This is a genomic window from Amycolatopsis sp. lyj-108 (genome assembly GCF_046549005.1).
Classification (GTDB): Bacteria; Actinomycetota; Actinomycetes; order Mycobacteriales; family Pseudonocardiaceae; genus Amycolatopsis.
Window position 1 is genome coordinate 630,690 of sequence record NZ_JAJPWQ010000002.1, and the last position, 11,824, is coordinate 642,513.

Here is an 11,824-nt window from a genome sequence, read left to right on the forward strand (position 1 = left end):
TCATCCACGATTTCGATTGTCCCGCAAAACGCGGGTGGTGGCCGCCGGCGCACGAGGGGCACACGCCGGCGGCCGGTCCGTCCGGGAAGCGTCAGCTCCCCATTTCACCGAGCCGTTTCGTGCGGCGGTAGCCGGCGATGACCGCGATGGTTCCGAGAACCAGCAGGATCACCCCGACGGCCAGCCACCAGCCGACATCGGCCCCGGTGGCGGCGAGGGCACCCACCCCGCCACCGGCGACGCCGACTCCGGCGCCAGGCAACTTGTACATTTCGACCTCACTTCACCCTGGTCAGGCGGTGGTCGCCGGACGCCGGTTGCGAACGACGCGGATACCGACCGGGACGGCGACGGCACCGAGCAGGCCGAGACCGATCCACAGCCCCGCGCCCGAAGCGAGCGGCACGGGCAGACCTGCCGGACCGCAGGTGGCCGACGAGACGATCACGTCGCCGGAACCGAGCGGGGTGAGGGCATCGCCGAGCAGCTTCACGTGGACGGCGTTGACCGTGAGGCTGCCGTCGCTGTTCTTGATCTGCTCGTTCAGGATGATCGTCGCGACGTTGACGGTACCGAGACCGACCTTGATCTGCGTGTTCGGAGCGGGCGTGGAGTCGACCGCCCCCGCGCTGCCGAGTTTCGCGTCGACCAGGTTCGTCGCACCCTGCACACCCTTCTGGGTCGCGGTGCAGGTCGCTTCGACGACCTTGATGCCGACGTCGCCGAGAGCGCCCTTGAGCAGCGGCAGGCCGACATCGGCGGTGCTGGCCTTGGCCGTCACCGCACCGGAGTTGTCGTCGCGTTTGGCTTCGGTGTTGATGGCCCCCGCGGTGAGCACACCGGTGAGGTTGGCCTTCGCGAGGCTGTTGGCGGTCGGCCCGGAGGTCTTCGCCTCGGCGAGCGGCCCGGCCTTCACCGCGTCGAGGCCGAGGAGCTTCACATCGACCTTGACGCCATACGCGGAGCCGTCACCGGGGGCCGCCGAGGCGGGCGCCGCACCGGCGAGAGCCACGCTCGCCACCACAGCGGCGAGCAATCCGCCTCGTCGCAAGAGGTGCGTGTTCTTCAACTGGTCCTCCGAATTGATTCGTGGGGGTTTCTCTCAACTGCGGTCGGCACTCGGGCACAACCGTCGCGGACGAATCCTCAACTGGCCTGACTCGGCTCGCGGATCGTCTATCGCCGAGTGTTTCCCAAATTGAACGAAAAACTGCGAGGATCACCGGATCGGGTGGTCTTGAGAACGATTTTCCGCAGGTCGCCGAAGGTGTCACTCTTTCGGCCTAGTCAGTTTCTCCACGATCGTGCCGAAAGGCCTCATGATCACGTTCGAAACGTGAACCCCCGTCGGAAGGGCCGGTTCTCGCTGACTTACTCTCGTCGGCGAGGTCCCTGTCCGCTTCGCCGAATCCCGTCGTCTGCTGCGCCTTTCCTGAGAGGGTCACCGTGGCCGTTGCGAGCGCTCCTTTGCCGAGTCCCAGCCGGTTTCCGCTGCGTATGGCGGTGCTGGCGGTGATCGCCGTCGCGGTCGGCCTGGTGCTGGCCGAACGCCTGTACCGGGTGTTCGAAGTGCAGCTTTCCGGACTGATACTGAGGGTTATCACCACATCGGGTGTCTTCGTCGCCGGTGAACGCGAGACTGTCTACTTTGGGTTGTCCGGCGATACTCCACTCGGGTTAAGAATGACGCCGGAATGCTCTTCGGCATTCATGTTGCTACCCCTGTTGCTGGTGACCGCCGTCATGTTGTATTTCCGTCCCAAAAATGCGAAGAGACTGTTCTCTTCGTTGGCGATTTCCGCGATCGTCGTCATTCTTGTCAATCAGATGAGGGTTTTGGCCATCGTGGGGCTCGTGCACATGATGGGAATCGACGAAGGCTATTACTGGGGTCACACTCTGCTCGGCTCGATGGTCAGCGTCATCGGCGGCGCGGTCGCCCTCGTGCTGTTCGTCTGGCTGAGCACCCGCAAGCCGCGGGCCGAACGCGGGGCCGCCTGATGGGCGGCGGCTCGATCAAGATCCTGCTCGCGATCACGCAGGCTTTCGCGCTCACCATGAGCGTCGCGTTCATCGTGTACGTGGTCGTGATCGTCGTGCCATACCTGCGGCGCAAACCCGCGCCCGTCGGCGACGCCGCCGACTTCACCTGGCACTTCTTCGTCCCGTGCCGGGACGAACAGACCGTCATCCGCGAAACGGTGCGGTACCTGCGTTCGACGTTCCGGCACGCGCACGTCTGGGTCGTCGACGACGACTCCGAGGACCGCACGGCCCGCGTGGTCAAGTCGATCTGGCGGCGCAACGGCGGCTACGACCCTTACCTGCACCTCGTTCCCCGGCGCCGTCCGGAGGCGAGGACGGGCAAGGGGGACGCGCTCAACGCCGCCTACCAGGCGCTCAACGACTGGATGGGCCCGGACGCGAGCCGTGACGACGTCGTCGTCGTGGTCGTCGACGCCGACGGCCGTCCGGCGGAGAACTGCCTCGAGGTGTGCGCCGCGGACCATCTCTTCGGCGACGAGACGATCGGCGCGGTGCAACTCGACGTCTGGATGGGCAACGCCGACACCCGCCCGCCGGGGAAGAACTGGTTCTCGCGCGCCTTCGGGCTGAAGCTCGCCCAGATGCAGGATCTCGAGTTCCGCACGGCCATCGCGGCGATCCAGACCTCGCGCGGGTTCACCGGCACGATCTCCATGGGCGGCAACGGCCAGTTCACGCGACTGTCCGCATTGGACTCGATCGCGGGTGAGGACGGGCAGCCGTGGCGCGGTTCGCTGCTGGAGGACTTCGAACTCGGCGTGCACCTGCTGACCGCGGGCTGGCGGACCGGGTACACGCCGGACTCCCATGTGAAGCAGGAAGGCCTGTACAGCCTGCGGCGATTCCTGGTGCAGCGCACGCGCTGGGGCCAGGGCACGATGCAGTGCTCGCGGTATCTCCGGCGGATCTGGGATTCGCCGCATGTGAGCACGCTGGGCGCGGCGGAGATGATGTACTACCTCGCGCAGCCGTGGATGCAGCTGCTCGGCTCGCTGCTGTACCCGATCCCGTTCATCCTGCTGCTGTTCACCACGGCGGGGGATCCGGCGCAGATGTGGACGTGGTTCGCCGACGACGGCGCATGGATCCTGTTCGCCATCTACGGCTCGTTCGGGCTGTTGCCGTTCATCGTGTGGGGCCCGATCTACGAGTTCAAATGCCTGAAGAGCCGCAATCTCCTGCGCGGGCTCGGGATGGGCTTCGCCTACGCGCTGTACATCTACACGTTCTACATCACGTCGTGGCGGGCGCTGTTCCGGCTGGTGCGCGGCCGCAACGGCTGGTCGAAGACGCGGCGGAACACCGAGCACGCCCCCGGGGTGAAGGTCGCTCTGGACTCCTGACCCGCTCCACGCGGATCGCGTTTAGCGGGCTGAACGCGATCCGCGCGGAGGTCAGGCGGCGGGGAGGATCCGGACGTCGTCCGCCTTCACGAAGGCGATCCGGTGTCCGAACTGGATCTGGATGTACCTGGTCTTGCCCTTGACGACCACGTGGTTCGCCGGGTCGAACGTCGTCGCCGAGTAGTACTCGGAGCCGAGCATGTTCCCGAGCGAGTACCGCTGCCCGGCCGAGAACGTGTACGGCAGCGGGACGACCTGCTGCACCGGCACGTTCGCCGGGTACGCCTCAGCCTCCGGATACGCGCGCCCGAAGACCGGCACGGTCGCCAGTCCGGGCTTCGGCGTGACGACCAGGCCGAACGCCGGGCTCGTCGTGCGCTGGTCGCGGAACCAGCCCTTCTGGCCGAGGTACCAGATCGCAGTCCAGCCGTCACGCCGCTCCGCGACCACGTACCGCTGGCCGGTCTCCGCCCGGCTGCCGATGTCGGAGACGGCCATCGTGCTCGCCGAACCGTCCGGGCGCAGGCCGATGTCCTTGAGCAGCGGCGCCGTGTCGTTCGGCTCGCTACGCAGCACGACCGAACCGGAACCCCTTGCCGGGCAAGGCTTCCCGGCGGTCTCGCAGCCGGTGAAGGCAGGCTTGTTCGTGGCGAAGTCCGGCGTGATGGTCACCAGCGGCGAACCGGGACGGCCGAAGCCGGACAGCGGCGCGCCCATCAGGTCGAAGTAGTGCGCCCAGTCCCAGTACGGGCCCGGATCCCAGTGCATGCCCCTGATGGTCGAGGGGATCGTGCCCGGGACGTTGTCGTGGCCGAGGATGTGCGCGCGGTCGAGCGGGATGTCGTACTTCCGCGCGAGGTAGCCGACGAGCTTCGCGGAGGTGCGGTACATCGCCTCCGTGTACCAAGTGCCCTTCGCGGCGAAGCCCTCGTGCTCGATGCCGACGGACTTCGCGTTCACGTACCAGTTGCCCGCGTGCCAGCCGACGTCCTTGGTCGGCACGTGCTGCGCGATCTGGCCGTCGGACGACCGGATCGTGTAGTGCCAGCTCACGTACGTCGGGTCGGTGACAAGGTCCATCGCCGTGTCCCAATAGCCCTCGGTGTCGTGGATGATGATGTATTCGACCTTCTGGCTCTTCGGCCGGTCCGCCTTGTCGTGGTTGCCGTAGTCGTTGTCCGGCAACTCCTGGTACGGCGCCGGCACCGAAAGGCACGAGACCGTCTTAGGGCACTCCGTCTTCGGGTTCTCGGCCTGGGCACGCGCGGGGCTCGTCGGTGTCGCGGCGAGGGTGACGTTCTGACCGTCGTCGGTCGTCCGGCTGACGCCCTTGGAGATGGTGTCGAAGACTTCGTCGGCGAAGGACTGCGCTCCCGCCGCGTCCTTCGCGCCGCTGTAGCGCGCGACGGCAGCTTTCCAGTCACCCGTTTCGCGCTGGTACTTCGCCAGCAGAGCGGCGCCACCGCGGATGTTCTGGGTGGTGTTCGTGCGCAGCGTCGCGACGTCCTGTCGGATCAGCGCGGCCGCTTCGTCGATGGTCTGGAGGCCGGGTGGGGGAGGCTTCGGCGCCGGTGTCACCGGGAGTTTCGCGCGGCGGGCGTCGTCTCCGCGCGGATCCTCCTCGCCTTCGTCGTGATGCGTGCCCGTGCCCGCTTCGCGCAGATCGGTCAGGTGCATCGGGCCGTAACCGGCGGACGTGCTCGGAGTGCCGGCGTTGAAATCCCAGCGCGACTCCAGGAACGAGACGCCGAGAAGGACGTTCTCGGGAACGCCGAACTCCTGCGCGGCGGCCGCGAAGTCCCGCTGACGCTGCTGATCGGCAGGGGTGGCTTCGGCGGGGACGGCGGCGAGAAGGCCGGCGGCGAGGGCGAGGACCGCGAGTCCGGCGGTCCGTTTGGACCGGCGCCGGAGCGGTTCGAGGGCGACAGGACGGAAGGGACGCGGCATGGGCGTAAACCCCCAGTGACTAGGTCTGCTGAACAGGACCGACCCCAATGTCGGAACCTAACCAGAAACCGGCTTCGTCCGTAAGGTCCCTCCGGATCGCGATTAGGGGGCTAAACGCAGGTCGGTGGCAAGGTGGGGGCATGACTGGGGTGCAGGAGCTTCTGCGGGAGAAGGACCACGTCTTCCTCGACTTCGACGGTCCGGTGTGCGACGTGTTCGCCAGGTTGCCGGCGAGCGAGGTGGCGGACAGGCTCAAGCGTCTCGTCGGACCCGATCTGCCCGCGGACGTGAATGCCTCCGCCGATCCGTTCGACGTGCTCCGCTACGCGGCCTCGTGCGGTCCGAACACCGCGCACGTCGTCGAGCGGCAGCTCAACCGCTTGGAAGGGGAGGCCGTCGCGCTGATATCGCCGGCGCCCGGCGTCGCGGAAGTCCTTCGCGAGTGGGTCGCGCAGGGGTTCACGGTGACGATCGTCAGCAACAACTCCGTCGACGCGATCCGGTCGTTCCTCTCGCTGCACGAACTCGCCGAGCAGGTTCGCCGGATCAGCGCGCGGATGACGAGCGATCCCGCGCAGTTGAAGCCGCAGCCGATGCTGCTCGACGCCGCGGTGAAGGCTCTCGGCACTTCACCTCGGCAGTGCGTCATGGTCGGCGATTCGGCCGCGGACATCCTGGCCGCTCGCGCCGCCGGCGTCGCTTCGATCGCTCTCGCGAAGACGCCGGCGAAGCGCAGGGCTCTCGCCGCTGTCGGCCCGGACGCCCTGGTGACGGACCTGGCCGACTTGCGTTTAGCCCCCTAATCGCGATCCGGTGGTACCGGGCGGAACAAAAGGGCCGGTCAGGAGCCCGGAAGCAAGGTGACAGGACCCTCCTTGCGAAGCTGGCACTCACATGGCTAGAGTGCTAATTGCACGGCCCGAACACGCCCCGGCACCCGCGACGGCGGGGGTGGTAGGAGCCGTAACTCATCCTGCCAACGCTTTCGACGACCGTGGAGGTCAACCCGGTGAGCGTGAACATCAAGCCGCTCGAGGACAAGATCGTTGTCCAGACGAGTGAGGCCGAGGAGACGACCGCTTCCGGCCTCGTCATCCCCGACACCGCCAAGGAGAAGCCCCAGGAGGGCAAGGTTCTGGCCGTTGGCCCGGGCCGCATCGACGACAAGGGCAACCGTGTCCCGCTCGACGTTTCCGTCGGCGACGTCGTCATCTACTCCAAGTACGGCGGCACCGAAGTGAAGTACAACGGTGAGGACTACTTGATCCTCTCCGCCCGCGACGTGCTGGCCGTCATCAACTGACGTCCGCTCTCAGCGCATGACGCCCCGGGCCCCGCATTGCCGGGGAACGGGGCGTTCGTGTTTTCCGAGCTTTAGAACTGGAAGGTAAGCGGAACACGCCATGCCCAAGCAGATCAGTTTCGACGAGGACGCTCGTCGCGCGCTCGAGCGCGGGGTGAACAAGCTCGCCGACGCGGTCAAGGTCACCCTCGGCCCGCGCGGTCGCCACGTCGTACTCGACAAGAAGTTCGGTGGCCCGACCATCACCCTCGACGGCGTCACCGTCGCTCGCGAGATCGAGCTCGACGACCCGTTCGAGAACCTCGGCGCCCAGCTCGCCAAGAGCGTCGCCACCAAGACCAACGACGTCGCCGGTGACGGCACCACGACCGCGACCGTGCTCGCGCAGTCGCTGGTGAAGGTCGGCCTGCGCAACGTCGCCGCCGGTGCCAACCCGACCGCGGTCGGCCGCGGCATCGAGGCCGCCGCGGAGAAGGTCATCGCGGTGCTCAAGGAGAAGGCGACCCCGGTCAAGGGCCGCGACAACATCGCCCAGGTCGGCACCGTCACCTCGCGTGACGCGGCCATCGGCGCCCTGCTCGGCGAGGCCGTCGAGCGGGTCGGCGAAGACGGTGTCATCACGATCGAGGAGTCGTCCACGCTGGCGACCGAGCTCGTGATCACCGAGGGTGTGCAGTTCGACAAGGGTTTCCTGTCGGCGCACTTCGCGACCAACCCGGAGGAGCAGAAGGCGATCCTCGAGGACGCCTACATCCTGATCGTCCGCGAGAAGATCTCGGCGCTGGCCGACCTGCTCCCGGTGCTGGAGAAGGTCGTCGAGGCCAAGAAGCCGCTGCTGATCATCGCCGAGGACGTCGACGGCGAAGCGCTGTCGACCCTCGTGGTGAACTCGCTGCGCAAGACGATCACCGCCGTCGCGGTCAAGGCGCCGTTCTTCGGTGACCGCCGCAAGGCGTTCCTGGACGACCTCGCGGTCGTCACCGGCGGCGAGGTCATCTCGGCCGAGATCGGGCACAAGCTGTCCGAGACCACGCTCGCCCAGCTGGGCAACGCCCGCCGGATCGTCGTCACCAAGGACGACACCACGCTCGTCGACGGTGCCGGCACCAAGGACGACATCGCCGGGCGCGTTTCGCAGATCCGCAAGGAGATCGAGAACACCGACTCCGACTGGGACCGCGAAAAGCTGCAGGAGCGGCTGGCGAAGCTCGGCGGCGGTGTCGCGGTGATCAAGGTCGGCGCGGCCACCGAGACCGAGCTGAACGAGCGGAAGCACCGCATCGAGGACGCCGTGGCTTCGACCAAGGCGGCCGTCGAAGAGGGCATCCTGCCCGGCGGTGGCTCGGCGCTCGTGCACGCGGTCAAGGAGCTCGACGGCGGCCTCGGCCTCGAGGGCGACGAAGCGACCGGTGTGCGCATCGTCCGCGACGCGCTGTCCGCCCCGCTGTTCTGGATCGCGACCAACGCGGGCCACGAGGGTGCGGTCATCGTGAACAAGGTCCAGGAGCAGAGCTGGGGACACGGCTTCAACGCCGCCACCGGTGAGCTCACCGACCTGCTGGCCGCCGGCATCGTCGACCCGGTCAAGGTGACCCGGTCCGCGGTGGCGAACGCCGCTTCCATCGCCCGGCTCGTGCTCACGACGGAGAGCTCCATCGTCGAGAAGCCGGTCGATGAGGAGCCCGCCGCGGCCGGTCACGGCCACGCGCACTAGTTCCACCCCTCGAAGCGGGGCGGTACTCCATCCGGAGTGCCGCCCCGCTTTGCTGTCCCGGCCCCCTCGCCGGAGCGACTTTAGGGGGCTAATCGCGATCCGCCGGCAGGGGAGCGTGACCGCGGGCGGAGCGACTTTCGCGGGCTAACCGCGCTCCGGTGGCCGGAGACGCGGAAGGGCGGCACCCCACCCGGATGCCGCCCTTCCGCGTCGCCGACTCGGCCGGATCAGCCGTTCGACATGCTCAATGTGCGCTTGTCCGCCTTGATGATGTGCTCGCGTTCCGATTCCGACAGCCCGCCCCAGATCCCATACGGCTCGTGCACGGCGAGCGCGTGGTTCCGGCACATGGCCAGTACCGGGCAGGCCAGGCACACGGCTTTGGCCCTCGCCTCGCGGCGGGCTCTGGCCGGCCCGCGCTCGCCGTCAGGGTGAAAGAAGGACGCGCTGTCCATGCCTCGGCACGACCCTTCGAGCTGCCAGTCCCATACATCCGCGTTGGGCCCCGGGAGCCTGCGTGTGTCCGCCATCCTGACCGCCTCCGTCATCCGGTCGAAGCGTTTACCTGCTCTGCTGCGCTGCGGATACTCCATTCGGTGCAACGGCGGTAACGTTAGAAGCGCGCCAATACTTGTTCAAGCGATTCATGACGATTCAGCCGTTAGGCATCCCCCGGATGTGTGAGCGGTACTTTCCGTTCCGGTTGCCCCGGTCTCTGCCTGCCTGGATATTGGGTCGAGTGGGATCTCGGATCAGCAGTGAAGAACCCACCCTGCCGGTGGCCTCGGTCGCACGCCGGCTCGGGGTCGCACCGTCCACCCTGCGCACCTGGGACCGCAGATACGGCGTAGGACCGAGTCGCCACACCAACGGCCGTCACCGTCGCTACGGCAGCTCCGACATCGGCCGTCTCGAACTGATGCAGCGTGCGTTGCTCCGCGGCGCCTCGACGGCCGAAGCGGCGAAGTACGCGCTTGAGCAGATGCCCCGGACGGCGACGGAGCCTCCGGAGACCGCCGTGGTCCAAGTGGAGGAGCAGGCCGCCGCGCCGCCCGCCGAGGATCACGACGTCCCGTCCCGGCTCGCCAGGCGGTTGAGCACGGCCGCGCTCGCGATGGACTTCGGCGCGGTGCAGCGCATGCTCGCCGACACGATCCGCGAACTCGGTGTGCTGCCCGCCTGGACCGGCGTCGTGTCCCCGGTCCTGACGGCGCTCGGCGCGCGCTGGCGCGGTGTCAGCGCCGGCGCGGAGGTCGAGTACCTGCTCGCCGAGTGCGTGTACGCCGCCCTCGTCCGCGCGACGCCGGTGCTGCGCGAGCCACGTAACCAACGGCCGGTCCTGCTGACCTGCGTGCCGGACGAGCGCGACAACCTGCCCATGTACGCGCTCGCCGCGGCGCTCGCGGGACGCCGGATCGGTGCCCAGCTGTTCGGCGCCTCCCTGCCCGCGGAGGTGCTCGCGGTGACGGTCCGCCGCAGTGTCCCGGCCGCGGTCGTGCTGTGGTCGGGACGGCGTGCGACCGCGGATCCGCGCCTGTTCGCCAGGGTCTCGCGCGGCCGTCAGCGCAGCAGGATGTTCGCCTGCGGTCCTGGCTGGGATCCCGCCGCGCTCCCGGACAAGATCGAACTGCTCGGCGAACTGACGACCGCCGCCGACCGGATCGAGCACGTTCTTGTCGGTGCGAGGCGATAGAAAGGACGCATGGAAGCGTCCTTGCGGTCCGCCGCGTTCGGCGACGGCGTGCCGCCGAACTCCTTCGCGGTGCCCGCGTCGCCTCGTGGACGGCTGCTGGCCGCGATCGGGCTCGGTGCCCGCGGCCGGTACGCGGCGGCGGCCACGCTGCTGAACGGTTTGCGCGCGGGCAAGGATCCGGTGGTCGCGTCGCTGGCCGCGAGCACGCTGGCGTCGCATCGACGGCAGTTGGGCGGGCACGCGGCGGCGCTCGTCCTCGACGGTGAAGCGCTCGCGCTGGTGATCTCGGAGCCACGAGGTGAACCCGACCCCGACGGTCTGGACGCCGAGGGCGCGCGGGCGGACGCGCTCCTCGGTCTCGCGGCGGACAACCTCGGGCGCGGCAGGCTGACCGCCGCCCGGCGGCTGCTGGCCCGTGCGGGCGTGCACACCGGCAACTGGCGGACCCGGACCAGGGCCGGTTGGGTGGGCGCGGAAATCGAACTGGCGAGTAACATTTCCCAGGCGGGGATCGCACCTGCGGAAATGGCGCTGGAAACGGCGCGGGCGCGGGGCGCGTCCCGGCACGTCGTCAAATCACAGCTTGTACTCGGGGTGACGATCGTGAATGCCGGTTCCGCTGAGCGGGACCGCGCGAAAGCGCTGGTCGAGAGCGCTCGCGAAACCGCCGAGAAATACGAATTCAATTCACTTCTGTGGGTGGCGTGCCTGGTGTCGGCCGACTTCTCGGCAGGACACGCCGATGAGTATCGATTCAGAGGGGCCGAACTGTTGCACGCAGTGTTACGGCACGCAGATCCTTGCGGGAGGCGGCTCGCACGGGAATCTCCGTGGGTCCCGAGCTGAGGGCGTCTAGCCTGTTGGAGGGCCCATTCCGGCAACCGGGCTAAGAACTTTCAAAAAAAGCCACCGGATCGTGTCAAGGTTCGGGCTAAAGCGTCCGATAGGGGAAGTGGAATGTCACCCGGCTGCAGGAAGGAAACCCCGTGACGACGGTCTTGATCTGCGACGACCGACGCAGTGTCCGCGAAGGGCTCACTCGAGTGATGTCCGCGGTCCCAGGGGTCAGTCGCATCGACTGCGTAGCGCACGGTGACGAGCTGCTGGCCCGGTACTCCCGTCAGCCGGTCGACGTCGTGCTGGTCGGAACCCAGCGCGCTGTCCCGACTGGCGTCGAAGCCACCCGGCGGCTCGTCTCAGCGAACCCCCAAGCGAATGTGATCGTATTCGGCGCCCCGGACGACGCGGGCAGTATCGCCGCCGCCATCGCCGGCGGTGCCCGCGGCTACCTGCGCTGGGACGCCTCGCGTCCCGAGCTGGTCGCCGCACTGGCCCACACGCTCGCCAGCACCTCGGTGCCGGCGCCGCGTCAGCCGTCCGACCCCGGTGTTCAGCTCACCGAGCGCGAGCTTCAGGTGCTTCGTGGGATGAGCCAGGGCAAGAGCAACGGACAGATCGGCCGCGAGCTGTACCTGTCCGAAGACACCGTGAAGACCCACGCGCGCCGCTTGTTCCGCAAGCTCGGCGTTCGGGACCGCGCACAGGCGGTCGCCCACGGATTCCGCCGTGGACTTGTTTCCTGACAACGCTTTCTTGATTTCATTGCTGAGATTGCACAACGGGTGACGAACGGGCCGGGGGTGTACCCCTGGCCCGTACCTGTGTTCCCCGTCACGCTTCGCGCATTTATCCTTACCGCTCGGGCACCCTGGCCCGAGCGTGTCCGCCGCAGGGTGGACCGTCGTACCCCACTGCGTTCCGGCTCGTTGAAAGTTCGA

The 11,824-nt window shown here is 67.9% G+C and carries 12 protein-coding genes; 8 read left to right on the forward strand and 4 right to left on the reverse strand.

Features of this window, described 5'->3' with window-relative positions; translation table 11 throughout:
- Positions 1-91: 91 nt before the first annotated feature.
- Positions 92-271, reverse strand: a complete 180-nt coding sequence (locus tag ACLJO0_RS09340; protein WP_007031099.1) for an LPXTG cell wall anchor domain-containing protein — start codon at positions 269-271, stop codon at positions 92-94.
- A 21-nt stretch (positions 272-292) separates the two neighbouring features.
- Entirely contained in the window at positions 293-1,069 is a 777-nt protein-coding gene (locus ACLJO0_RS09345) for a choice-of-anchor P family protein (RefSeq protein WP_410577557.1), read from the reverse strand.
- A gap of 428 nt (positions 1,070-1,497) precedes the next feature.
- On the opposite strand from ACLJO0_RS09345, the gene xrtP reads away from it, so the two are divergent.
- Entirely contained in the window at positions 1,498-2,001 is a 504-nt protein-coding gene (gene xrtP / locus ACLJO0_RS09350) for an exosortase P (RefSeq protein ID WP_410577558.1), read from the forward strand.
- A complete protein-coding gene (locus ACLJO0_RS09355) occupies positions 2,001-3,389 on the forward strand; it encodes a glycosyltransferase (RefSeq protein WP_410577560.1) in 1,389 nt (462 codons plus the stop codon). Before xrtP ends, ACLJO0_RS09355 begins: the two co-directional genes overlap by 1 nt.
- A gap of 51 nt (positions 3,390-3,440) precedes the next feature.
- Here the strand turns inward: ACLJO0_RS09355 and ACLJO0_RS09360 are convergent, their stop codons facing one another.
- Positions 3,441-5,336: an N-acetylmuramoyl-L-alanine amidase gene (locus ACLJO0_RS09360; protein WP_410577562.1), complete on the reverse strand. Its 1,896-nt coding sequence runs from the start codon at positions 5,334-5,336 to the stop codon at positions 3,441-3,443.
- A 140-nt stretch (positions 5,337-5,476) separates the two neighbouring features.
- Here ACLJO0_RS09360 and ACLJO0_RS09365 point away from each other — a divergent pair, with 140 nt between their 5' ends.
- The 3 genes from ACLJO0_RS09365 to groL all read left to right on the forward strand — a co-directional run bounded on the left by ACLJO0_RS09365 (position 5,477) and on the right by groL (position 8,353).
- Positions 5,477-6,139 carry an HAD family hydrolase gene (locus ACLJO0_RS09365; protein ID WP_410577564.1) on the forward strand — a complete coding sequence of 221 codons (663 nt, stop codon included), beginning with the start codon at positions 5,477-5,479 and terminating at the stop codon, positions 6,137-6,139.
- Positions 6,140-6,345: 206 nt separating this feature from the next.
- Entirely contained in the window at positions 6,346-6,639 is a 294-nt protein-coding gene (gene groES / locus ACLJO0_RS09370; protein WP_007031106.1) for a co-chaperone GroES, read from the forward strand.
- Between the two features lie 100 nt (positions 6,640-6,739).
- Entirely contained in the window at positions 6,740-8,353 is a 1,614-nt protein-coding gene (gene groL / locus ACLJO0_RS09375; RefSeq protein ID WP_410577566.1) for a chaperonin GroEL, read from the forward strand.
- 227 nt (positions 8,354-8,580) lie between these two features.
- Here groL and ACLJO0_RS09380 read toward each other — a convergent pair whose 3' ends face one another.
- On the reverse strand, positions 8,581-8,901 hold the full coding sequence (locus tag ACLJO0_RS09380) for a WhiB family transcriptional regulator (protein WP_007031108.1): 321 nt from the start codon (positions 8,899-8,901) through the stop codon (positions 8,581-8,583).
- A gap of 230 nt (positions 8,902-9,131) precedes the next feature.
- Here ACLJO0_RS09380 and ACLJO0_RS09385 point away from each other — a divergent pair, with 230 nt between their 5' ends.
- The 3 genes from ACLJO0_RS09385 to ACLJO0_RS09395 all read left to right on the forward strand — a co-directional run bounded on the left by ACLJO0_RS09385 (position 9,132) and on the right by ACLJO0_RS09395 (position 11,629).
- Positions 9,132-10,046, forward strand: coding sequence for a MerR family transcriptional regulator (locus ACLJO0_RS09385; protein WP_410578213.1), 915 nt, complete (start codon positions 9,132-9,134; stop codon positions 10,044-10,046).
- A gap of 9 nt (positions 10,047-10,055) precedes the next feature.
- On the forward strand, positions 10,056-10,892 hold the full coding sequence (locus tag ACLJO0_RS09390) for a hypothetical protein (RefSeq protein WP_410577569.1): 837 nt from the start codon (positions 10,056-10,058) through the stop codon (positions 10,890-10,892).
- Between the two features lie 140 nt (positions 10,893-11,032).
- Positions 11,033-11,629, forward strand: a complete 597-nt coding sequence (locus tag ACLJO0_RS09395; RefSeq protein ID WP_003073605.1) for a response regulator transcription factor — start codon at positions 11,033-11,035, stop codon at positions 11,627-11,629.
- Positions 11,630-11,824 lie beyond the last annotated feature (195 nt).